This window comes from Spirillospora sp. NPDC047279, from assembly GCF_040643285.1.
Classification (GTDB): Bacteria; Actinomycetota; Actinomycetes; order Streptosporangiales; family Streptosporangiaceae; genus Spirillospora.
This window is the reverse complement of record NZ_JBEYUA010000005.1, coordinates 134,693-158,450: the sequence shown is the minus strand read 5'-3', so window position 1 is coordinate 158,450 and position 23,758 is coordinate 134,693. Positions and strand designations below refer to the sequence as shown.

The 23,758-nt window shown below is 70.2% G+C and carries 15 protein-coding genes and 1 pseudogene; 10 read left to right on the top strand and 6 right to left on the bottom strand.

What is annotated here, in order from left to right:
* Window positions 1-613: 613 nt before the first annotated feature.
* Window positions 614-982, bottom strand: a complete 369-nt coding sequence (locus tag ABZ810_RS14360; RefSeq protein ID WP_358403085.1) for a hypothetical protein — start codon at window positions 980-982, stop codon at window positions 614-616.
* A gap of 88 nt (window positions 983-1,070) precedes the next feature.
* Here ABZ810_RS14360 and ABZ810_RS14355 point away from each other — a divergent pair.
* Window positions 1,071-1,190: pseudogene (locus ABZ810_RS14355) on the top strand (MerR family DNA-binding transcriptional regulator); the annotation flags it as partial.
* A 642-nt stretch (window positions 1,191-1,832) separates the two neighbouring features.
* On the opposite strand, the gene ABZ810_RS14350 reads toward ABZ810_RS14355, so the two are convergent.
* Complete coding sequence (locus tag ABZ810_RS14350; protein WP_358403083.1) at window positions 1,833-4,124, bottom strand: Ig-like domain-containing protein; 2,292 nt, start codon at window positions 4,122-4,124, stop codon at window positions 1,833-1,835.
* Between the two features lie 334 nt (window positions 4,125-4,458).
* On the opposite strand from ABZ810_RS14350, the gene ABZ810_RS14345 reads away from it, so the two are divergent.
* The 4 genes from ABZ810_RS14345 to ABZ810_RS14330 all read left to right on the top strand — a co-directional run bounded on the left by ABZ810_RS14345 (window position 4,459) and on the right by ABZ810_RS14330 (window position 9,701).
* Window positions 4,459-5,154, top strand: a complete 696-nt coding sequence (locus tag ABZ810_RS14345) for a hypothetical protein (protein WP_358403082.1) — start codon at window positions 4,459-4,461, stop codon at window positions 5,152-5,154.
* Window positions 5,155-5,158: 4 nt separating this feature from the next.
* On the top strand, window positions 5,159-6,034 hold the full coding sequence (locus ABZ810_RS14340; protein WP_358403080.1) for a transporter substrate-binding domain-containing protein: 876 nt from the start codon (window positions 5,159-5,161) through the stop codon (window positions 6,032-6,034).
* Between the two features lie 291 nt (window positions 6,035-6,325).
* Window positions 6,326-6,823 (top strand): flavodoxin domain-containing protein, encoded by a 498-nt coding sequence (locus tag ABZ810_RS14335; RefSeq protein WP_358403078.1) that lies wholly within the window; start codon window positions 6,326-6,328, stop codon window positions 6,821-6,823.
* A gap of 235 nt (window positions 6,824-7,058) precedes the next feature.
* Window positions 7,059-9,701, top strand: a complete 2,643-nt coding sequence (locus ABZ810_RS14330; RefSeq protein ID WP_358403077.1) for a GNAT family N-acetyltransferase — start codon at window positions 7,059-7,061, stop codon at window positions 9,699-9,701.
* Between the two features lie 106 nt (window positions 9,702-9,807).
* Here the strand turns inward: ABZ810_RS14330 and ABZ810_RS14325 are convergent, their stop codons facing one another.
* On the bottom strand, window positions 9,808-12,489 hold the full coding sequence (locus ABZ810_RS14325) for an HAD-IC family P-type ATPase (RefSeq protein WP_358403076.1): 2,682 nt from the start codon (window positions 12,487-12,489) through the stop codon (window positions 9,808-9,810).
* Complete coding sequence (locus ABZ810_RS14320; protein ID WP_358403074.1) at window positions 12,486-12,785, bottom strand: SHOCT domain-containing protein; 300 nt, start codon at window positions 12,783-12,785, stop codon at window positions 12,486-12,488. Before ABZ810_RS14320 ends, ABZ810_RS14325 begins: the two co-directional genes overlap by 4 nt.
* A gap of 347 nt (window positions 12,786-13,132) precedes the next feature.
* Between ABZ810_RS14320 and ABZ810_RS14315 the strand changes: the two genes are divergently transcribed.
* From ABZ810_RS14315 to ABZ810_RS14295, 5 genes are all read left to right on the top strand, one after another.
* Window positions 13,133-13,627, top strand: a complete 495-nt coding sequence (locus ABZ810_RS14315; RefSeq protein ID WP_358403073.1) for a hypothetical protein — start codon at window positions 13,133-13,135, stop codon at window positions 13,625-13,627.
* Window positions 13,628-13,846: 219 nt separating this feature from the next.
* Window positions 13,847-14,260, top strand: a complete 414-nt coding sequence (locus ABZ810_RS14310; protein ID WP_358403072.1) for an OsmC family protein — start codon at window positions 13,847-13,849, stop codon at window positions 14,258-14,260.
* A gap of 16 nt (window positions 14,261-14,276) precedes the next feature.
* Complete coding sequence (locus ABZ810_RS14305; protein WP_358403070.1) at window positions 14,277-15,131, top strand: universal stress protein; 855 nt, start codon at window positions 14,277-14,279, stop codon at window positions 15,129-15,131.
* A gap of 101 nt (window positions 15,132-15,232) precedes the next feature.
* A complete protein-coding gene (locus ABZ810_RS14300; RefSeq protein ID WP_358403068.1) occupies window positions 15,233-16,120 on the top strand; it encodes a universal stress protein in 888 nt (295 codons plus the stop codon).
* A gap of 11 nt (window positions 16,121-16,131) precedes the next feature.
* The gene (locus ABZ810_RS14295; RefSeq protein WP_358403067.1) at window positions 16,132-16,335 is read left to right on the top strand and encodes a DUF1918 domain-containing protein; all 204 of its coding nucleotides are present in this window, start codon (window positions 16,132-16,134) and stop codon (window positions 16,333-16,335) included.
* Here the strand turns inward: ABZ810_RS14295 and ABZ810_RS14290 are convergent.
* Entirely contained in the window at window positions 16,307-21,100 is a 4,794-nt protein-coding gene (locus ABZ810_RS14290; protein ID WP_358403065.1) for a phosphatase PAP2 family protein, read from the bottom strand. The two genes, ABZ810_RS14295 and ABZ810_RS14290, sit on opposite strands and share 29 nt — an antisense overlap.
* A gap of 245 nt (window positions 21,101-21,345) precedes the next feature.
* The gene (locus tag ABZ810_RS14285; protein WP_358403063.1) at window positions 21,346-23,751 is read right to left on the bottom strand and encodes a glycosyl hydrolase family 65 protein; all 2,406 of its coding nucleotides are present in this window, start codon (window positions 23,749-23,751) and stop codon (window positions 21,346-21,348) included.
* Window positions 23,752-23,758: the final 7 nt, after the last annotated feature.

Sequence of the window (23,758 nt, the reverse complement as noted above, 5' to 3'; positions counted from 1 at the left end):
CTTAATGGGGCAAGCCGCCCTATTTGGCGGCCAGTGCGCCCCGTGCCAGGCGTTCGGCTGTCGTAGGACGGATGTCTCGTCCGATTTGCGGCAATCGGCCGACGTGCCGTGGGCAGCCGCGAGGCCAGCCTGTCGTGCGGGCCTGATGCCATGGCAGGCGCCGGCCGGCGCCACCCCGTCCGTCGAGTGGGCTCCGTGCGACGGGGATCCGATCGCGCGATGCGGCACACTGTCGGTGCCGGTGGACTGGGCTCGTCCGCGCGGAGCGAGGCTGGATCTCGCCCTGGTGCGGCTGCCGGCCACCGAGCCTGCGGCCCGTATCGGCTCGTTGGTGGACGTCCCGGGCGGCCCGGGCGACTCCGGTGTCGACCGCGTACTGTCCAACCGGGGCAGGTTCATCACGAGCCTCAACCGTCGGTTCGACATCGTGGGCTACGACGCTCGCGGTATCGGTCGCAGTCACCCGGTGCTGGGCTCGGGAGAGCCGCCGGCCCAGAAACCGCCGCCGGTCTTGACCAGCCAGGCCGACTTCGATGCGCGGCTGGCGTACAACCGGCGGTTGCGCGCGGACTGCGGGATGCTGCGGGAGACCGCCGCCGAACTCCAGAGAGAATCAGCTCGTGAACAGGTGGCGGTTCCTTTCCAGGAATTGCGGCAAGGTCACCGCCGGGTGGCCTGTCACCGACTCGATCGTGTCAAAGATGCCGTCCGGCTCTTTCAGGGAGCCGTCACGCATGCGCTCGAAGACGTTGCGGACGCATGCCATGTAGACGGGGTCGGCGCCTGCCGCGACCATGTCGTCGTAGAACTTCTGCGGTTCGGCCGGCTCGTACCGCCATGGCCGTCCGGTCACCTTGGCCAGCATCTCGGTGATTTGGATCAGCGACGCGGCCTCGGCGGCCAGGTCGTAGGCCCGCCCGTCATGCGGCCCCGGATCGCGCAGCACGGTGGCCGCGACCCTGGCGATGTCCGCGGTCTCCACCCAGTTCGGCCGCGCGTCGCCGGCCGCGGGTCTCGGGAAACGTAGAGCCTCACGTCAGCGTGAGGGTCAAGCGACTAAAATCCCGATCATGCGGATCGGTGAGCTGGCGCGGCGCACCGGTGTGAGCGTGCGGGCGCTGCGCTACTACGAGGAGCAGGGCCTGCTGGTCCCGGCGCGTGCCGCCAACGGCTACCGCGAGTACACCGAGTACACCGAGGCCGCCGCATGCTGGGACGGCGTGACCACGGGACGCCGGTAGGGGGTGACAAGCTTCTGGATGCCTCTACGGGAGTTCGTTGGTCGGAGCTGATCTCTCAGCGGCCGGGTGCCTGGGACCGGGTGGACAGGCCCCACGAGCGCGTCACAGCCGAGATGCGGCGGGCGGTGCTGGTGGCGCTACAGGCGCGTTGGAGACGGCGAACGGCCGAATCCTCACACGCCGACCCCCGTTGGACTGCCGATCCTGCAGACATATGTCATGAGAGAGAACCACCACGGGGTAGTGATTTTCACTCTCGGCCTGATCGTGAAGCGGTTTGAACACGCACATTAACGCGCCCGGCGTCGAGCGATCAGCCAGGTGAGCTGCTCCGGGTTTCATGACGTCTGATGTGCCCGGGCACCCTGGAGATTCGGCACAGGCGCTACATTCGGCCCCTGACGCAAGGTGCACGCTCCTGCCGCGGTTCGTGCTTGATGGAGCGTCAGGGCCAACCTTTATTTGAGGCTGCCTTTGCCGTCTCCTCCCGCGGGTGTCCATCGGCGAATTCGGTGCCGTTCCGGCAGTTGAGGGGAGTCAGTACAAGGAGCAGCGCCTGGCTGACGCGGGTGCCGGCGTCCGCCCGGCGGATCAGGGGGTTCGAGGTTTGAGGAGGGTGATCTTCGAGGCGCCCATCTCGGTGATGTAGAGGTAGCCGGTGGAGGTGTCCTCGGTGACGTCCAGGGGCTGCTGGAAGCCGGTGAGGCCGGTGATGCCGGTCGTCCGGTTCGACAGGGCCCCGGTGGGGGAGACGTCGAAGGTCTCGATGTCCTGGCCGTTGCTGTAGCGAACGACCAGCAGCTTGCCGTTCAGGGCGCCGCCGAAGGCGCTGCCGCGGTACTCGACGGTGCCGTTCGCCGAGGCGTGCAGGCCGGCGTCGTAGATGCCGGCGAGGTCGAGGTTGCGGTCGGGTTGGGTGCCCGCGGGGTAGGCGGTCATCTGGAAGGGATCGGCGCCGCTGGTCGGGTTGGCTCCGGCGAGGGTCCATTCGCAGCGGGTCGGGTTCGGGTGGCCGTAGTAGCGGTTCTTCTTGACGTCGAAGACGTAGTCGGTCTCGGCCTGGGCGTTGCTGGTGATGGCCGGTACCGAAGGGCCGGTGTAGGCGCCGTTGGCCGCCCTGTCGATGCGGTTGGAGCACGCGGCGGGCAGCGGGCTGGGCGTCGCGGGGGCGTTGCCGCCGGCGGCCGAGCCGTTGGTCGGCACGTACAGGTGGCCGTTGCTGTGCCACACCAGGTCGAAGGCGTTGCGGACGCCGGTGGCGTAGAGCGTGAGCGGCGCGGCCGCGGCGAACGGGGTGTAGGTGCCGGGCGCTTCGGTCCGCACGTCGAGCGGGAGGGCGGCGGGCAGTTTGGAGGGGTCGAGCCGCAGGACGGCCGCACTGAGGAGGTGCTCGGGCCGGTTGCCCCAGGTCGTGTCCGGCGCCCCCATGGCGTTGTTCGCGCCTTGCGTGAAGTAGAGGGCGCCGTCCGGGCCGAACGCCAGCGAGTTGGTCTCGTGGTCCTTCACCGACCGGGGCAGGCCGGCGATGACCTCGGTGTAGGTCGCGAGGTTCGCGCCGCTGAGCCTGGCTATCCTGCTGGACCAGTCGGGCTGGCTCGGCGGGTTCTCCCCGCGGTACATCGTGTTGGAGGAGATCCAGAGGATCAGGTTGGTCGCCGTCGACGCCGGGTCGAAGGCCAGCCCGATGACGGTGCGGTTCGGCGCTCCGGGCAGGCCCTGCGCGGTCGCGTTGTCCCGCACGGTGGTGATCGTCTGACGTCCGGTGAGGGTGCCGCCGGAGGCGATGGTGTAGCGCTCGATGTAGCCGTCCAAGGTGGCGGCGTACAGCTTCCCGTCAGGCCCCTTCACCACGGAGGTGAACGTCCTGCCCGAGGCGCCGCTGTCGGCCTTGTCGAAGGCGATCTGTCCCGGCGGAGCCGTGCCGCCGGTGATGAAGACCGAGCTCCACGGCACGAACGCCGTGCCGTTCACGTCCTTGACCGCGCTGGTCACGGTGAAGCGGTAGCGCGTGTTCGGAGCGAGTGGCGATGTCGGCGACAGGTTGATGACGTCGCCGCCTCCGCTGGTGATGACGTGGGCCGGTACCGGGCTCCCGCCCGCCGCCGGTGCGAGGGTGACGCCGCCGGCCAGCGTCGAGGCGTTGACGCCGCCCGCGATCAGCCGCAGATCGGCCACGACGCTGGTCGTCGGGGGCACGCCGACCGCGGTGTTCGCCGGGGTGACCGCCCGGATCTGGGGTCGGGTGTCCGCGCCGCTGAGCGGCGCGATCGTCAGATGGGTGAGCTTGGTGTTCGCGCCGCCCGCCGCGCTGACCGTCAGCCGGCCGTCGCTCACCGTCGGGGTGACCGTGGCGGTCGCGTACTTGCTGGCCGACGCCGGCGAGAAGGCCGCGACGGCGTTCTGATCCTCCACCTGGACCGAGTGGACGCTGTCTATGGAGCTGGCGTCGCCGACCGCGACGGTGACGGTGTAGGTCCCGTTCGGAACGGCGATCTCCCAGCTGCCGGTGACGTGCACGCCCGGCGAAGTCGCGGGCAACTGCATGTGCATGAGGGTGGCAAGCCGCTGGTCGGGTTCGCCCGCCGCCGGGTTCCGGTTGCGGCCATTGCCCACCAGGCTCACCGGCGTCGTGCTCCCGGCCGTCACCCAACCGTAGGTGAGGCCGCTGCCCTGGTTCGGCCCGGTGCGCGCCCCGTACGCCTGCCCGTAGTCGGTGACGTAACCGGCCACGGGCGCCGTGGCCTGATCACCGAAGTCGACCTTGGCGGCGAACGTCGGCTCGGCGGCGGCCTGCCGCGCACCCGCCACGACACCCACCGCCAGCAGCGCCGACGCCAATCCGATCCCGACCAATCGCTCGCACCGCGGAAGGGTGATCAGCATTACCGTTCCCACCTATCGGAGTTGCCGGAAACCTCTGAAGGATCATCAACACCACACGGCCTCGTGGCAACAGAGCGACCTCGACCGGACACCTCGCGTCCAGTCCTGGCCGTCCGATGTTTCGGACGGCGAAGTCGACCGGGACCCAAGGTCGGGGTCGTGGAACTCAGGACCAGATCGAGATCTTTAGGGAAGGGCTTATGGGCGAGCCGAATTTGCGGTCATGGTCTTTGCTCATGATCTCTTGGCGGCGCGATCAACTCTCGAAATGACGTCGGCTCACATCTGGGACTTCTGCCCACGGAACGGATCGAAGTCCGGCATGATTTGCGCCATGCCTGAATCCTCCGAGGAGAATCTCCCAGAAGGTTCCAGCGGCTCGGAGGATGTGACATCGTCGGGGGAGCGCTCGGACCGGGCGGCGTGGTGGGGGGCCTTTGGCCTGCTCGCCCTGGCCTTCGGGTTCGCCGCGTCGCAGATCGCGCGGGGCACTGAAGCGACCAGCCAGGTGGCGGTCTTCGCTGTGGCGATCACGATGGTGACGGCGTTGCTCCAAACGTCACTGCCCCTGCACAGGACGGCACTCGCGGCGTTCGCAGCCTTCTTCGCCACGTTCCTGCCCATCTTTGGCATCCAGGCCGTGCTGGACTACCGGCAGTCCCGGCGAGCCATCAACGTCCTGGGCGGTGTCGAGCTGGACAAGTCCGCGCAGGCCATGGTGGTGGGTTCCACGACCGGGCTGACGGTCCGCCTGCGGGAGCCTCGCCGGCGCCTGAAACTGCAGTTGCGGCTTGAGGACCACAACGCGGCGACCAGCTCGTGCGGGGTGGCCAGGCAGTCGAGCCTGCGGGTGCGGCTCATCCAGAGCGGCAACATCCTGGTCGTCCAGCAGGCCGTGGCCGACGGCCAGAAGTTCCAGATCGACCTCGGCCAGCGTCGGCGGGAGGCTCGGCTCGACGTCAGGCTCGCGAACGAGGACGATCCGCGCTGCGTCATGGACCTGTCGGTCCCCTTCGCCGAGGCGAAGTGAGGCGATGAACCCCCTGCGCCGTCGAGGCGCCCTCGTGTCGGCCCTGGTCCTCGCCCTGACCGGCTGCAGTGCCCCGATGCCCGCCCCGACCTCGTCACCGTCCGGCCGCCCGTCGTCGCCTTCTACCGCGCCCTTCGGGGGCCGAAAGCTGATCTTCATCGGCCAGGATCTGGACGTGCACGCCGGCGCCTCCGGCGCCGCGCCGTACACGGCGTTCGACAAGGCGCTCGCCGACTACATCACCCGTCGGCTCGGCATCGACTACCGCCCCATCGTGGTGACCCCGAGCGTCCGGGAGAAGTACCTCGAAGACGGGTCGGTGGACCTGGTCATCGCCTCCTACGTGTACACGCCGGCCCGCGCACGCCGGGTGGACTTCACCGGGACGTACCTGGTCTCCGAGAGCGCCGTGCTGGTCCGCAAGGAGAACTCCGCCAACCTCTCCAGCCGCACCGACCTCCCGCAGAGCGGCCGTGGCGTCTGCACCGTGGCCAACAGCATCCAGTCGCTCGACACGCTGGTCCGCAGCCACACCGCGCGCAATGACGAGGCCTGCGTAACCGAAGTGCAGAAAGGAAAGGCGTTCGCCTACTATTCGGGCCTGACCATCGTCTCGCGCATGGCCGCGACGGACCCGGATCTGACAGTGGTCCGGATCCCCGATCTGGGCTCGCGCACGTACTCCAGCGTCGGCATCCGCCTGAAATCACCCGACTGCACACGGGTCGCGCGACTGGTCAAGGACTTTCTGCGCGACGAATGGCGCAGCGATTTCCAGACGCACCTGAAGTTCCTCGTGAGCCAGGATCCGGACTTCATGACCACCTTCCGCCCCACGGACACGATGGTGGACAGATACACCAAATGCAGCGCCCCCTGACCCACAGCCGGTCCTGACCGCCACCACCGGCCGCGCCTTAAGGCGTCATCTCACGTGGTGAGTTTGGCGGGTCTGCGGCGTCGGGGCCCGCGCCGCTTCAGTGCCCAGGGGATCGGACTGTGCCGTACCGAGCACATGTTCCTGGGCGAGCGCCGAGTACGCGTCGAGCGAAGTGCTCGGCCGTTTGAAGACCGAAGGTCACCTGGCCGGGCGGACCTATGCCTCTGCCCCCAAGCCGTAGCCGGGGGCAGCCTGAAGTTGCACTACCGAGTCTGAGCAGGAGGAACCGTCATGACCAAGGTGCTTGTCGTCCACGGATCCAAGCTCGGTGGGACGGCCGAGATCGCCGAATGGGTCGGTGCGGACCTGCGTGAGGTCGCCGACCTGGATGTCGACGTCATGCCCGCCGCCGCGAGCGTCGACGTCACCGCGTACGACGGCGTCGTCATAGGGGGAGCGCTCTACGCCGGTCGCTGGCATCGCGATGCTCGCCGCTTCGCCCGGAGCAATGCCGGCAAGCTGTCGCACCTGCCCGTGTGGGCGTTCAGCAGCGGCCCGCTCGACCGCAGCGCCGAGGAGGGAATCCAGCCGACCCGTTCGGTCCACAAGATCATCCAACGGGTCGGCGTTCGGGACCACGCCACCTTCGGCGGGCGCCTGGAGCCCGACGCGAAGGGCTTCATGGTCTCCAGCCTTGCGAAGTCGAGCGGCGGCGACTACCGCGACCGGCGGCAGATCCGCGACTGGGCACTGGGAATCGCCAAGGAGCTGGAAGCCGTCGACCGCTGAAAGGGAGACTACGCCGCAGCGAGTCTCTCGAGAGGGAGTGAGACTCCGTCCTCGACACGGGCCGGCTTGTCGCACCTGCTGCCCTCGGCCGCGAGGTTCACTCGCTCTGCCCGCGGGCGCCGGGTCATCATCGCACCGCATGCCTCCTGCCACGGAGGGACACAGGCCGAAGGTCCCCGTCGGGTGATGACCTCTGGCCGGTGCCCGGAGATGGTGTTCGGTCGAGTCTGATGGCATGACACAGCTCGCATCAGCGAAACCGGTGTTCGCCCTGCTCACCGACGGCGCTCAGGTCGAGATCAGGCCATTGGCGGCAGGTGACCGGGAAGTGGTCGTCGCGCTGCACCGAGGCCTGTCGGAGGAGAGTCTGTATCTGCGGTTCTTCGCGTTGAACCGGCGCATGGCCGATCAGGTGGCCGAGCGGGTGTGCCGCGAGCCCGGGCCCGATCACGCCGCGTTCGGGGCCTGGTTCCGGGGCGGCCTCATCGGGATCGCCGAGTACGAGTCCCTCGGGTCTGACGGCCTCGCCGAGGTGGCCATGGCGGTCGCCGACCATATGCATCACCGTGGGGTCGGCACTCTGCTTCTGGAGCATCTCGCGTCTCTGGCGCGGGCCCGGGGGGTCCGGGCGTTCCGGGGGGACACGCTCGCGCAGAACGCCGCGATGCTCGGCGTCTTCGCGGATGCCGGGATGCCCGCGATGCGGCGGCTGGTCGAAGGCGTGGTCGAGGTGATGATGCCGCTGGCGATGGATGATCGGTATCTGGACACCGTCGCCGAACGGGAACGGCTCGCCGACGTCGCCAGTCTCCGGCCGCTGCTGTGCCCCGGGTCCGTGGTCGTGATCGGCGCGGGGCGCCGGGGCGACTCGCCGGGCGGTGCCGTCCTGCGCAGCCTGCGGGACGGGGGGTTCCAGGGCGCGGTCTACGCCGTGAACCCCCATGCCGCCGGCGGCGACCTGCGCGGAGCGCCCTGTTACGCGACGGTCGCCGGGGTGCCGGAGGTGCCCGACCTCGCCGTGGTCGCCGTTCCGGCCGGCTCCGTGCCCGAGGTCGCGGCTCAGTGCGCTGGCGTCGGGGTGCGCTCCGTCGTCGTGATCAGTTCGGGGCTGGACGCCGAGCAGGGCCGTGCCCTGCTGGCGACCTGCCATCGGGCGGGGATGCGGCTCGTCGGGCCCAACTGCCTTGGCGTCGCCAACACCGGGGCCGACCTGGACGCGACGTTCGCCAGGGGCAGGCCGCGCAAGGGCGGCACCGGCCTGGTCGTCCAGTCGGGTGGAGTCGGGATCGCGCTGCTGGATCATCTGTCCCGGCTGGGGCTTGGGGTGTCGTCGTTCGCCTCGGTGGGGGACAAGTACGACGTCAGCGCCAATGACCTGCTCATGTGGTGGGAGTCGGACACCGGCACCAGTCTCGGAATCGTGCACGTCGAGTCGTTCGGCAATCCACGCAAGTTCGCACGGACGGCACGGCGGGTCGGCCGCGAGATCCCGCTGCTGACCGTGATCGCCGGCCGCTCGGAGCCGGGCCGCCGTGCGGCCGCCTCGCATACGGCCGCCGCGCTCACCTCGGAGGTCGTCAGGCAGGCGCTCTTCACCCAGGCGGGCATCGTGGCCACCGACGGACTGGGCGAGTTGATCGACGTGGCCGCGCTGCTGGGCACGCAGCCGCTTCCCGCGGGGCCGCGCGTGGCGATCATCTCGAATGCGGGAGGAGCCGGGGTGCTGGCCGCCGACGCCTGCGTGGACGCCGGGCTCGTGGTGCCGCCCGTCTCCGAGGCCACCCAGCGCGCCCTGGCGGCTCTGCTGCCCGATTGCGCGGCCGTCTCCAACCCCGTGGACACCACCGCGGCGGTCGGCGCGGACACCTTCGACGAGACGATACGGCTGGTGCTCGACGACGATACGGTCGACGCCGCCCTTGTCGTCGTGGCGCCGACCGCCCTCGGAGAGCTCGCCTCCACGGCGGTGCGGGCCGTGAAGCCGGTCGCGAGGGTCCTTCTGGGCCAGGCCGAGGCGGCGGAGGTCACCGATCACGGTGTGCCCTCGTACGCGTTCCCCGAGAACGCCGCCCGAGCCCTCGCACGGACATGGTCGTACGCGCGGTGGCGTTCCCGCCCGCCCGGTGCCGCTCCGGAGCCGAGAGACCTGGGAACCGCGGCGGTGCGTTCGATCATCGAAGGCCATCTGAGGTCGTGCCCCGACGGTGGCTGGCTCCCGCCACGGGAGACCCAGCGGCTGCTGGAGGCCTACGGTCTACCCATGGTGCCCTGGCGGTGGGCCGAGTCGGTGGACGAGGCCGTGATCGCCACCGCCGAGCTGGGTGATCGGGTCGCTCTGAAGGCGTGTGTCCCCGGCGTCGTCCACAAGACCGCCGAAGGCGCACTCCAGCTCGACGTGCGCGGCGCCCGGGACGTGCGGGCCGCGTACGGGTGGCTGAAAGATCGTTTCGGCGATTCCATGGAGGGCGTGCTCGTCCAGTCGATGGCCGCGGAGGGCGTGGAGGTCCTCTGCGGAGCCGTCCAGGACGAGGTCTTCGGACCGGTCGTCGTGTTCGGCACCGGCGGAGTCGACACCGACGCGTTCGGCGACCGCGCCGCACGGCTCGCACCACTGACGGGCACGGACGTCGAGGAGCTCATCGAGCAGGTGCGCGTCGCGCCGTTGCTGCGAGGCCACCCGGGCCGCCCGGCGGGCGACCTCGCGGCGTTGCGCGACCTCCTGCTGAGACTGTCGCTGCTGGCCGACCACCACCCCGAGATCGCCGAGCTCGACCTCAACCCGACGATCGTCCGGCCGGACGGGGTCGTCGCGGTCGACGCCCGCATCCGCCTCGCACCCCAGCGCCGCTGGGACCCGTACCTGCGCCGGCTGCGCTGAACCGGACCATCCCGAAGCCTGACGGATCTCGGGACCGGGGGTGCTCACGACGTCCGAGGAGCTCGTCGTGAGGCATCCCGACCTGGAGGGTGCGCACCGAGCGCTTTCAGGTGCTGACCGGGCTCAGACGTTTGGTCAGTTCGATCATGGCGTAGCTGATGAGGGCCACGACGGCGACGTGCGACCACTCGCCCGGGCCGATGGGGGCGGACTCGAACAGGTCGTTCATCACCGGCAGGTAGGTGTAGAGGAGTTGGACGGCGACGAGCGACGCCACGCCGGCGCCCACCCAGGGATTGCGGCGGATGCCCCCCCACACTATGGGCCGGTTCATCGACAGGCAGTTGAACAGGTAGGTCAGGAGGGTCATCGCGAAGACGTTGACCACGACCGTGCGGGCTTCTGGCAGAGACGCGCCCTGGTCCTGCTCCCAGTGGAACAGGCCGAAGGCACCGGCGAGCAGAACTCCGGAGACGATCGAGATGCGCGCCACCAGAGGGCGGGTGATGAGCGGGAGCGCAGGGTCGCGCGGTGGCCGGCGCATGATGTCGTCGTCGTGCGGTTCGAGGGCGAACGGCAGGCCGAGCACGAGGATCGCGGTCATGTTCAGCCAGAGGACCTGGACGGGCAGGATGGGCAGTTCTCCGCCGATGACGATGGCCGCCACCAGGACGAGGCCGAGGCCGATGTTGGCCGGCAGCGCCCAGACGATGAACTTCACCAGGTTGTCGAAGACGCCGCGCCCTTCTTCGACCGCGGCCTCGATCGAGGCGAAGTCGTCGTCGGTGAGCACCATGTCGGCGGACTCCTTGGCGACCTCGGTTCCGGCGCGTCCCATGGCCACGCCGATGTCTGCCTGCTTGAGCGCGGGCGCGTCGTTGACGCCGTCGCCGGTCATGGCGATGACGTGGCCCCGGCTCTGCAGGGCCCGGACGAGCCGGAGCTTCTGCTCGGGCGAGACGCGGGCGAAGACGGCGGTACGTTCGGCGGCCTCCGGGAGCCGGTCGTCAGGACAGGCAGCCAGGGACGAGCCGGTCATGACCTCGCCCTCCAGGCCGATCCGAGCCCCGATGGCGGCGGCGGTCCCGGCGTGGTCGCCAGTGATCATCTTGACCTGGATCCCGGCGTTCCGGCAGGAGCGCACGGCTGCCGCCGCGGCCGCCCTGGGAGGGTCGTGCATCGCCTGAAGTCCCAGGAAGGTCAGGCGCGGCATGCCGGTGAGCCGTCTTCCGGGTGCCTCCGCGCGGGCGAACGCGAGGACTCGCAGGCCTTGGCGCCCGAAGGCTTCGGCGAGCTCGGTGACCGCGGGCAAGGCCAAGGGAACCGGCCGTCCGGAGCCGTCGAGCTGCTCGTCGCAGAGCTCGAGCACTCGCTCGGCGGACCCCTTCACATAGACGACACCGTCGTCATGGAGGGTGGCCATGTACTGCAGTTCCGAGGAGAACGGCATCGTGTCGACACGGGCCGGGACTGACGTGAGGCCGGCTTTGCCGGCGCTCGCCATCAGCGCCCCCTCCGTGGGGTCGCCCACCAGCTCCCAGCCGCCCTCGTCGTTCGGGAGGATGTGCGCGTCGTTGCACGCCATCCCCGCGGTCAGGCATTCGAGCAAGGCCGGATGCCCGGCGAGCTCGGCCGGGCGCCCCTCGTGCCGGAGGCCGCCGTCCGGGGCGTACCCGGTGCCCGTCACTTCGTAGAGCCTGCCCCCGGCCGCGACGGCCGTCACCGTCATCCGGTTCTCGGTGAGAGTGCCGGTCTTGTCAGAGCAGATCACGGTCGTGCTGCCGAGGGTTTCGACGGCGGGCAGCCGTCGGATGATCGCGTTCCGGTGAACCATCCGGGCGACGCCGAACGCCAGGGTGACGGTGACGACGGCCGGCAACCCTTCCGGGATGGCCCCGACCGCGAGCGCCACGGCTGCGGTGAGCATGTCGGCGGCGGGTTCGCCGCGCAGCAGGCCGATAAGGAAGGTCAGGACGGCGAGCCCCAGGATCGCCACCGTGACGAGCTCGCTGAAGCGGGCGATCTTCCGGGTGAGGGGCGTCTGGACCGCGGTGGCCTCGCCGACGAGGTGATGGATCAGCCCGAGTTCCGTCGCCGCGCCGGTGGCGGTCACGATCCCCGCGCCGCTTCCACGGGAGACCAGCGTTCCGGAGTAGGCCATGTCGCGCCGATCGGCGAGCACGGTATCGCGCGTGGTCACCGCGGAGTTCTTCCTGACCGGCAGCGATTCGCCGGTCAGGGCCGACTCGTCGATCTCCAGATCGTCGGCTTGGACCACGCGCAGATCCGCAGGCACCTTCCCGCCGGCCTCCACGGTCACCAGGTCTCCGAGGACCAGGTCCGTGGAGGGGACGGTCCGAGGCGTGCCGTCCCGGATCACCGTGGCGCTGACGTGCGTCATCGCCATCAGTGCCGCCAGGGCGTTCTCGGCGCGTGCCTCCTGGACGAAGCCCACGATGGCGTTCGCGACCACGACGCCCAGGATGACCACGGCGTCCACGTGGTCACCGATCGCCGCGGTGATGGCCGCTGACACCAGCAGCACGTAGATGAGCGGGCTGTGGAACTGGAGCAAGAACCGCCGGAACGGTCCTGTGCGCCGGGCGGCGGGGAGGGTATTGGGGCCGAACCGCTCCAGGCGGGCCGCGGCCTCGTGCACGCTGAGCCCTTTCACGACATCGCCGCCCAGGTCGGCGGTGACCTGGGCGGCGGTGCGTTCATGAGCGGCGAGGGCAGGGGGCGGCTCCGGGATGGGCGCCGGGGCCGTCCCTGCGGCATCGCCCTTCATCGCAGCTTGGCCAGTCGTTCCTCGTACTCCTGGGTGTCGATCTCTCCGTGTGCGTAGCGTTCGGCGAGGATGCGTTGAGCGTTCTCGGTTCCGGCCCGGTCCTTCGGGTGGGCGGCGGTACGGAGATCGGCCGAGACGCGGAGCGCCAGCAGGACCAGAACAGTGATCGCCGCCACCCACAGGAGCGCCATGAGCGCGCCGCCGAGCCACATCCCGCCGGACCAGCCGCCGTCTCCCATGTGGCCCCAGCGATCACCGGGCCCCATGAGAGCGATCGCGTGACAGGTGCTGTTCATCGGTTCACCTCCTGATCTCACTGTGCGGCCGCGCGCCCCTCGGTTGCAGGGGCGAAGGTCCCTGGAGAAGGCCTGGGCGGTGCGGGGGCCTCGAGCCGGAGCAGGTGCGGACGTCACCTCCCGCTGGGGCCATAGGCCCTGGTAGAGGCATGGAACGTGGGACGTAGGTCCTTGATCGGCGGAGACCAAAGCTCCTATCGGCGTGGGCGTCCCCGGGACATGGTTGGCGTGAGCCCGGATCACCGAGATCCGGAAAACCGGAGAGGTGAGACGTGATGAGTGTGACCGACCGTTCCGTCACCAAGAGGCACCGGAACCTGCCGCGACCCCACCTGACCCCTGCTCCGTTGACCGAGTCCGTCGCGGCCCGGTACGTGTGGGCTGTCGCCCGGCTGTCGCTGGCGTGGGTGTTCGTGTGGGCGTTCCTCGACAAGACCTTCGGACTGGGCTACGCGACCCCGAGCGCACGGGCCTGGATCGAGGGCGGCAGCCCCACCGAGGGCTTTCTGAAGAACTCGCCGACGGGCCCGTTCGAGACCCTCTACAAGGACATGGCCGGCATGGCCTGGGCGGACTGGCTCTTCATGATCGGTCTCGCCGGGATCGGGCTCGCGCTGGCGCTGGGGATCGGCATGCGGATCGCGGCCGCCTCGGGTGCGCTGCTGCTGGTGATGATGTGGGCGGCGGTGCTGCCCCCGGAGAACAACCCGTTCATGGACGACCACATCATCTACGCCGTCGTCCTGATCGGTCTTGCGCTGGTCTGCGCCGGCGACACGATCGGCCTCGGTCGCTGGTGGGGCGAGACCAAGCTCGTCCAGCGCTTCCCGATCCTCAAGTAACCGCGACGGATCAAGTAGCCACGACGAATCGCGAGCGGGGCCGGATTCCCCTCCGGCCCCGTCGCCGTGTCCGCCGCTCGGCCGGGAACCTCGCAGTGTTCAGCACCGTGCCGGGAGGCCCGGGCCAGGGAGGACGTTCGCCCCTAACGGCCGGTGCCCGATCCGACGACGCTGAAGGCGGAGGCTCCACGCCGCCCCACGAGAAAGAAGGCGGGTGCGATGAATGAGATCAAGGTGATTCATCGTCAAGCGGATTCGTTCGCGATCCTTGTCCGCGATCACGTCGTCCATGTCGACCAGCCCTACTCGGCCGGTGGCCAGGACGCGGGGCCCACCCCGGTGGAGCTCTTCGTCGGCAGCCTGGCGTCGTGCGCGGCACATTACGGGCACCGCCACTTGGAACGGCTCGGTCTCCCGGCCGAGGGCCTTGAGGTCACTGCGGAATACACCATGAGCGCCGCTCGCCCCAATCGGGTCGCCCGCGTCGGCCTGCTCGCGCGACCTCCCGCCGGAGTGCCCGTGGTCGAGCTTGACGGGCTGCGCGCCGCCATGGAGCAGTGCACCGTCCACAACTCGCTCATCAGACCCCCACAACTGGACGTGCACATCGAGATCCATGCCCGGGCGGCATGACGACCAAGGAGTGACGATGGCCCCGTATCCCAATGTCCTGGTCGGCTATGACGGCACGACGGAGAGTGATCGCGCGCTGCGATGGGCGGCCGACGAGGCCCGGCTCCGGCGGCTCGATCTGGTGGTCTGCCACTGCTGGCGCTGGCCCTACCCGATCAGCCACATCGACTACGACATCGAGGAGACCGTCAAGAAGATGGGCCGCCACCTTCTTGACCGCGGCGCCGACCGCGCCGCACACCTGGCGCACTCCGTGAAGATCCATAAGCGCCTCATGGACGGACCGGCCTACGCCGCACTCATGCACGAGTCACCCGAGGCCGAACTCGTCGTGATCGGCTCGCACGAGCAGGACGAACTGCCGGTCGGATCCACCGCCCTGCAGCTGCCGGCGCGTTCCCGCCGTCCGGTGGTCGTGGTCCGCCAGGCCGCCGCCGCCCACGAACGCGTCGTCGTCGGAGTCGACGGCTCGCGTGGCGGCGACGCCGCGCTGGCGTTCGCCTTCGAGGAGGCCGCGCTGCGGCGCTGGAGCCTCGAAGCGGTGTACGGCTGCTGGGAACCCGGCGCCGTCGCCGAATCCGAACTGGCGCTCTTCGCCGACGAGGAGGAGCTGGCCCGGTCCTGCGGTGGCAGGCTCCAACGTGCGGTGGCCCCCTGGCGGGACAAGTACCCCCAGGTCCAGACGCGTACATCACTGGTCATGGAAGGTCCTCGGACGGCCCTGCTGACCGCGGCCGCCAGAGCTGACCTGGTCGTGGTCGGCGACCGCGGAACCGGCAGCGTGGACCCCCTCCTCCTCGGCGCGACCAGCTCGGCGCTGCTTCACCACGCACCGTGCAGCGTCGCCGTCGTCCACGCCGAGCGGACCTGAACCCCGGAAAGGAAATCGGACGGCTGGTCGGCGAAGCGGCCGATCCGTGGCGCAAGCCGGTACCCGAGCGCTCGGACCCGTCCCGAACGAAGGAGACCATCATGACCACCGGAACCGAGCCGGGCCCCGTGCTGGTCGGTTACGACGGCTCACCCACAGGCGAGCAAGCCCTGAAGTGGGCGGTCGAAGCGGCGACGCTCAGGGCGGTGCCGCTGGTCGTGTGCCACGCCTGGTACTGGCCCTACCCGCTTCAGACGCAGGACTCGCAGGGCTTGGAGATCGTGCGGGCGATGGGGGCGCTGGCCGCCGACGACGGTGTGCGCCAAGCGCAGATGCTCGCCGGGGATCTCGACGTGCGCAGGTTGCTGGTGCGCGGCACTCCATCGGTCGCGCTGCTCACCGCGGCGCGTGAGGCTTCACTCGTGATCCTGGGAACGCGGGGGAGCGGTGGCTTCGACGATCTGAGAATCGGCTCCGCGGCGCTTCAGGTCGCCTCGCACACTGATCGTCCCGTCATCGTGGTCCCCCCGGGGCGGCACGTCAGCGGAGGGGAGGGCGAGCGCATCGTGGCCGGGGTCGACGGGTCGCCGGCGAGCGAGGCCGCGTTGCGGTTCGCCCTGGCGGAGGCTCGGCTCCGCGACCTTCCGGTCACGGCCGTGTGCAGCTGGTGGGACCCAGGGGCGCTGCCCGGACCCGCGCACGCCGCGTTCACCGATCCCGAGTCGGTCAAGCGGGACGCCAAGAGGAGTTTCGAGGACCTGGTCGCCAAGGCGCGCGGCGAGTACGAGGACGTCTTCGTCGAGACCAGGTTCGTGGTGCAACGCCCACGGCTGGCGCTGGTCGATCTGTCGGCGGGAGCCACCCTGCTCGTCGTGGGCGACCACGGTGTCGGGTCGGCTCCGCAGACGCTGCTGGGGGACGTGGCCAGGTCGGTCCTGCACGAGTCACCTTGCCCGGTCGCGATCGTGCATGTCGCTCGCGCAACCTGAGGAGGGACGTCATGAACGCACACGTGGGAGACCGGATCATCATCACCCGGCCCGGACTGCACGATCCCGCGCGCGATGGTGAGATCGTCGGCGTGCGGGGCCGCGACGGTGCTCCGCCCTATCTGGTGCGCTGGTCTGACACGGGACGCCAGTCGCTGATCTTCCCGGGCCCGGACACCCGGATCGTCAACTACGCGTCGGCCGACCAGGGCTGAGGACAGAATCCTCGTCCGCCGCAGCGCCGCCCCCGTCATCTTCGTCCCGCCGTCGTGACCGGCCCCGCCGGCCGCGGCGGAAGTGGTACAGGGCGAGGGCGCCGGGAAGGATCGGCAGCCAGTAGCTGAGCAGGCGGAAGGCGATGACGGTGACGACGGCCTCGGCCGGCCCCGTCCCGAGCATCACGAGCGCCAGCACGAGGACGGGTTCGACGACCCCGACGCCGCCGGCGAGCGGGCCGAGCAGTCGCAAGGGCGTGATGAGGAGGTAGGTCGTGGCCAGCACCGCGGGTGACGACGGCGTGCCGAACGTGTAGGCCACCGAAAGGAACGCCAGGACCGAGCAGCTCGTCACGCCCGCGTTGCCGACGACGAGCATGGCGGCTCGTCCGGGACGGTGCCGCAGCTCGGGCAGTGTCCGCAGGGCCGCCCGCATCGGCGCGAGGATCTCGGCTCTGCGGTGCCACGCGGAGCCCGCCCCCAGGGCGGCGAGCGTGGACGCCCAGACGAGGACCAGCGGGGTCCACGCCGGTGCCTGGGTGGCGACCGGGCCCTGGAGGCCGGCCGCGACGAGGGCGAGAGCCAGCGCGACGAGGTGGACGACCGTTCCGGTGAGACGGGTGAGGGCGACGGCGCCCGCCGCCTCCTGCGAACCGACGCCGTGTGCCCGCAGATAGGTGATGAGGACCAGGCTCGATCCTCTGCCGGGCCGGTGCTGGCGGGAGGCGAAGGTGGCCGCGACCTGATGCAGGCTGGTGCGCCCGAGCGCGAGGCGCGCGGTGGTCGCCCCCAGCAGCGCCAGTGCGCCGGCCACGTACGACACGATCACCAGCAGGGCGGCGACGGCCAGCCATCGGAGGCCGACGCCTCCGAAGACCTCGAAGGGGCCGCGAACCGGTGGGATGCCGATGAGGGCGTGGTAGGTCACGTACCCCACGAGGACCAGCAGTGCCAGCATCCATGGGCGCGTCGGGATACGCGACAGTGGCGGGGGGTCATCGGGGGTTCCGGCGATGTGCGCGATCTCTTCGCGGAGCGCGGCGAGCAGCTCCGGGTGTTCGCGCAGGGCCGTCCGGGTCGCCGCTGACAGTGCCAGCGGCTGGAGGTAGGGCGCCGCGGCGCCGACGGAGGCCGGGCCGATGACGTCGGACGCGGTGCGGGCGGCGCGGTGCGGGCCGACCGCCAGCGCGGTGGACGTCAGGAGCTGCGCCACGTCCTGCGCCAGCCTGCGGGGACTCGCCGCGTCCTCGGCGAAACCGAAGTCCACCAGGACCGGGCGTCCGGCGGTGTCGACCAGGACGTTGGCCAGCCGCAGGTCGCGATGTGCGATGCCCGCCGCGTGGAGCCTGGACACCTCTTCCCACAGGGCGCGCAGGCAGCCGTCGTCGAGCCGGAGACGAGCCTGCGATCCGGAGAGGTCGCCCGGCCCGGAGACCGCCTCCTCCGCCAGGATCCAGGAACCGTGCCCGGCCGGCGCCACGCCGACGAGCTCCGGTACACGAACGCCGGCCGACGCCGCACGGAGGAGATGGTAGGCCTCGTGCTCGACCTGACGCTTGGGGCTCGGGAACGGCGTCTCGTCCTCGGTCTCCCGGTAGAGCAGGAATCTCGCCGCCTTGAACAGCAGGTCGGCGTCCCTCTGATCACGTCCGAGCGCTTTGACGAAGACCCGCTCGCCTCCCGCGCCGATCGCGGTGAAGGGGACCGACCCCCTGGCGTCGCTCTTGAGGAGACGGACCCGAGGGGCGTCGATGCCGCACCGGGTGAGCGCGGCGGCGATCCGCCGCGAGTCGGGCAGGTGCGTCGGCGTGCCGCGGAGAAGATGGACCGCACCGCCCACCGCCCAGCCGAGGGCGGCACCGGCGATCACATCGAGCGGGAAGTGCGCGCCGACGTAGAGCCGGGCGACGCCCACCCCCACGGCGATCGCCCAGAACGCCCACCGCAGCGGGCGGCGCACATGGGCGGCGGCGACGGTGGCCAGGGCGGCGGCGACCGCCGCGTGGCCCGAGACGAAGCCGAGCCCACCCTCCGACGCTCCCCGCAGCACGACCTCCGACAGCAGCTCGCCGGGACGGCCGCGATCGGCGAGGCTCTTGACCAGCTTGGCCAGCACGTACGCCAGCGTTCCGCCGAGCGCCAGGTCGACCGCGAGGCGGACCCGGCGGCACAGGAGAGCGACGACGGCGGTGACCGCGACCGCGCCGAGCGCACCGGCCTGCATGATCACGTTCACCGGCCAGAACAGCCATCCGGGCAGGCCGTTGACGAGCCGGAACGCGTCGGCCTCCACCGTCAGCAGGAAGCCGCCGGCCGCGAAGACCGCCAGGGTCAGGCCGAGGGCCGAGCCCGCGACCAGCCGGACCACGTCGCCGGGATGGCGAGCCGAGAACGAGACGGGCAGCGGCGCCGGGTCCACCTCGTGCTCCCGGACCGTCATCGATCCGATGGGCTGGGCCGGTGACGAGGCCGCCGCCCTGGCCGCCGCGGCCGTCGCTCTCTCCTCGCCCACCTTGATCGTGGTCAGTTCCACGAGGGCGGCCGCGTCCTCGTCGAGCAGGGAGGTGACGGTGTCGGCCTCGGCGGCGCCCCAGCCGACGATCCAGGGCTCCCCGCCGGCATCGAGGATGATGTTGTCGGCGCGCAGGTCCCGATGGGCGATACGGCTCGAGCGGAGCATCGCCAGTTGCCGCCACAGGTCGTCGACCTGAGCGTCGTCCATCGCTTCGACCGCACTCAGCACCCGTCCTCCGATCAGGTCGGAGGCCATTGCCCAGTCCTGGCCCGGCGCCGAGGCGAGGAAGCGGACACGCGGAACCCGGGCGCCGGCCCGTGCGGCGCGCAGCAGCAGGTAGCCCTCGTGCTCGACCTGTTGCTTGGCGGTGACGAACGGTGGATCGCCCGGTCGCCGTCGCCAGAGCCGGCCGAGCCGGTGCAGCAGGTCGGTGTCGTGCTGATCGCGGCCGATCACCTTGACGAACAGGCGTCCGTCCGAGGTGGTCGCGGCGAACGGCACGGCTCGGCGCAGATCTCCGGCCATTGGTTCCACCGCCTCCACCGTGTGGCCGCGGCGCAGGAGAAGAGCCCGTACGGCCTCCGGGCGGGGGAGGCGGGGTGCGGCACCATGGGCGAAGAGAACGGCTGAAGCCAGTGCCCAGCCCAGAACGGCACCTGCGAGGACGTCGGTGGGCAAGTGCGCCCCCACGTACACGCGGGCCAGGCCGACCGCGGCGACCAGAGTCCACAGAACGCGCCGGTAGGGGCGCGGCAGGGCCGAGCCGAGGACGGTGACGAGGGCCGCGGCGACGGCCGTGTGCCCGGCGGGCAATCCGGTGCCGCCGGTGATGGCGTCGGCTCGGAGATGAACGTGATCGAGAAGGGCAGCAGGGCGGGGCCGCCCGGCGAGATCCTTGACGACCTTGGCCGCGAACCAGGCCAGCCATCCGGCGAGAACCAGATCGACGGCGAGGTGGACCCGCCGCAGTGACAGGGCGATCAGCCCGGCCAGTGCCGCCATGCCGATCCAGCCCGCCTGCATGACGATCCAGACCGGCACCTCGATCGTGTCCGGCAGGTCGTTCACGAGCCGGAAGAAGTCGGCGTCGGCGCGCACCACGCCCTGGGACATCGCCACGAGCGTGACGAGGGCGGCGACACCGGCCGCCGTTCGCACCAGGTCGCCGGTGTGCCGGACCACCGGCGTGCTGGCGTGTCGCGCCACCCTTGGCGTGGGCCGGATCCACCGCCACCAGGCCCAGAGCCCGGCACCGGCGGGCAGGTAGAGCAGGAACGTGAAGAACCGGAACAGCACGACGCCCGCCGTCGCCGCGGGAAGGTCGGCACCGGTCAGGTCCAGCCCGGCGATGAGGGCGAGTTCGATGACGCCCGCGCTTCCCGGCGTCAGCGGGATCGCCGTGACCTGGCGGGCGACCGCGTAGACGGCGAACGCCTCCAGTACCCCGACCCGGGTCACGCCCGCGGCCTGGAGAGAGCCGTACAGCACGCCGAAGAGGATCAGGTGGTACCCGAAAGCCGAGACCGTGAGCGCCGGCCAGTGAGCGTGGATGAGGCCGCGGGCGTCGGCCTGGAAAGCGGCGACCGTGGTGTCGTGCACCTTCGGCTCGCGGCCGAAGCGGCGCAGTATCGGGCCGGACAGCCGGTCCCCAATGGTGATCGCCACCTCGAGCGGCCGGCTGAAGCGGATCGACGCCGCGAAGAGGGCCAGGAGCAGGACGGCCAGCAGCAGTCCCGCCACGCCTGCTCCGCGCACGCCGGGAGGCACCTCGGAGACGACACCGAGCATCCCCAGCGCCATCAAGGGGAGCGTGAGCCGGGACGCGATGTTCCAGACCCCGGTCACGACCGTCTGCAGGCTCACCGCACGGGTGCCGAAGCCGAGCTCGCGGGACATGGTGAAGTTGAGTGCGGCTCCGGCGGCACCACCCCCTGGCAGGGCGTACGAGACGGCGGTCGTCACCACGTTGATCACACAGGCGGGCGCCAACGCCAGGCCTGGCAGCGCGGCCCTCAGCCCGAGCGCCGAGACGAGGACCGAGGCGGCGGTGAGCAGGCCGAGCAGGGTCAGTTCCGCGGGACTGACCCTGCCGCGCAGGATCGTCGCCACCTCGCGGAGGTCGACGAAATGCGGCAGCGCCTTACCGAAGATCAGTACGACGATGGTCAGGGCCAGCACGCGGCCGAACCAGACCCGGGCCGGACGCCGACGCCGCCGGGTGCCGCCCTCCGGATTCGCGGACGACGTCACGGCGCTCCGCACTGGTGCACCAGCGGCCATGCCCCGTCCTCCTCGCGGTCGGCCCCCTCAGTCCAGCCGGGAGGGAAGACGATGATCAGAGGCGGAAGTGCCGGTCAGTCAGGACCTTCGTCCCGAACGTCGACGTTCAGCACGAACCACTCGACCGGCTCGTCCTGTTGCTCGACGGTTCGCGAGCGCACGCTGCCGGAAGTCCTGGGCGTTGGCGAAGAACAACGGTGAGTCGTAACGGTAGATCACCAGGCCGGAGATGGTGTGCGCGGCGGGGTAGTCGTCGCCGGGCCGAGCCGAACGCCGCGTACCTGGCGATCGCGGGCGGCATCGATGGGTTCGGCCACCCCGGATCGGAGGGTGATGCGGAGATTGTCCCGACGGCAGGAGATGTCGATGCCCCAGTGTCCGCGGTAGCGCAGGCCGAGCCTGACCTCGTCGATCCCGACCGGCAGCCGGGGGTTGATGAGGAGCGTGTCAGCGCGGGTCGAGACTCCCGCGTAGCAGCGCTGGACGAGGTCGACCGTGCCCGCCATCGCGCCCAGATGGATGCCTTCGGCGGTGGTGCCGTGCTGGGTGTCGTCGAGGTCGCTGTGGAGGGTGTCCAGGAACAGCCGCCATGAATCCTCGCCGTCCGTCCGTGCCAGGAGCCACGCGTGCACGAGTTCGCTCAGTGTGGAACCGTGGCTGGTTCTCGCCATGTAGTAGTCGATGGTCCGGCGCATGAAATCCGGCTCGCAGGGATGCCCGAGCGGGCCGAGGACGTTCGTCAGTTCTTCGGCCGTCAGGAGGTAGAACAACATCAGGACGTCCGCCTGTTTGGACGCCTTGTACCGGTTGGCGGTGTCACCTTCGGCCTCGAGGATCCGGTCCAGCCGCCGGATGTCGCCATAGCCGCGCCGGTAACCCTCCCAGTCGAGTTCGTCGAGGTGCTCGTAGCCCTCGAACTGGCAGATGACCCCGTCATGGAACGGCACCCGCATCTTGCGGCTCACGTCTTCGAACCGCGTGACCTCCTCGCGCCCGACTTCGAGGTGCTCGCGCAGCTCAGCGGAGCGGTCGGCGGGAAGCAGGCTCAGGACTTCGAGTGCACGCTGCATGACCCAGACGGTCATGACGTTGGTGTACGCGTTGTTGTCCAGCCCCGGTTCGGCTCGGTCGGGGTAGCCGTCGTGATACTCGTCCGGGCCCATCACGCCGCGGATCTCGTAAGCGTCGAGCGTCCGGTCGTAGGTCGTGATGTCGGCGAAGTACAGGGCGATCTCCAGCAGCATCTCCGCTCCGTACTCGGCCAGGAACTCCAGATCTCCGGTGGCCTCGTAGAAACGCCAGACGTTGTAGGCGATGGCCAGGCCGACGTGGCGCTGGAGATGGGAGTTGTCGGGGAGCCATCGGCCCGACCGTGGGTTGAGGTGCACCCGTTGTGTCTCCTCACGGCCGTCGCCGGCGCTCTGCCAGGGGAACATCGCGCCGCGATGGCCGGCCTGACGAGCCGCCCAGCGCGCTTCGGGCAACCGCCGCCATCGATAGAGGAGCAGGGCACGGGCTATCTCGGGGAAGCGCATCGCCAGGAAGGGCAGGATGAACAGCTCGTCCCAGAACACGTGCCCGCGGTAGGCCTCGCCGTGAAGGCCTCGGGCCGGTACACCCGCGTCGAGTCCGACGGTGTGCTCGGAGACCGTTTGCAACAGGTGGAAGATATGGAGATTGAGGACACGCTGAACGTCGTCATGGTCGACGCCGATCTGGCAACGATGCCACAGGCGGTCCCAGGCGAGCGTCTGCCGCCCCAGCAGCCGGTCGAAGTCGTCCGCGCGCTCGATCCGTGTCCGCGCGGCCTGGGAGCATTCCTCGATTCCCTGGTCACGGGAGGAAAAGACCGACACGACCTTTTCGACGGTGACGGGCTCGCCCTCGCTGACATCGATGAGCAGATCGTGGGCGACCCAGCCCGGCTCCGCGAGTGTCGTGCGCTTGGCGGGCGAGGTCGTCCTGGTGCGGGCGGCGACCGCGATGGTCACTCCGGACGAGGCCGTACGGCAGCGCAGCCATATCGTCTCGGGCCCGCCCTTCTGCGCGACCTCCGGCACCAGATGCCGTCCGTTGAGGTCGCGGTAGCGGGCGACCCCGGTGTTGGCGACCCGGCAGTCGAGGGCGGAGCGGACTTCGAGCCGGCCGTGCCAGTTCTCGGCGACCAGGGTCGTCTCCAGCGCTGCCAGGTGCGGATCGTCCATGGAGACGATCCGCCGCTGGCTCACCCGGCTGATCCGCCCGTCGGGATCGGCGAAGCTGAACAAGCGGGTGAGCACGCCTCGCCTCATGTCCAGCTCCTGGCGGTAGGAGTGCAGGCGGCCTTCGGCCTGGAGTTCGTCGAGCGAGAGCCAGGCGCCGCCCTCGACACGGAACGTGAGCGGCAGCCAGTTCGGGATGTTGACCAGGTCGTCGTTGTCGATCGTGCGATCGGCGATGTGCGACTCCTGCCGGTCGTAGCATCCTGCGAGGTAGGTGCCGGGATTGTGCACCTCGTCCGCCTGCGACTCGGGTGCCGCCGCCCGGGTCGCGAAGTATCCGTTGCCCAGTGTGCAGAGTGCCTCGCGCAGCCCTTCGGCCTCCGGAACGTAGTCGTCGTAGCTGAGCCGCCAGCGTGTCATCGGGTGG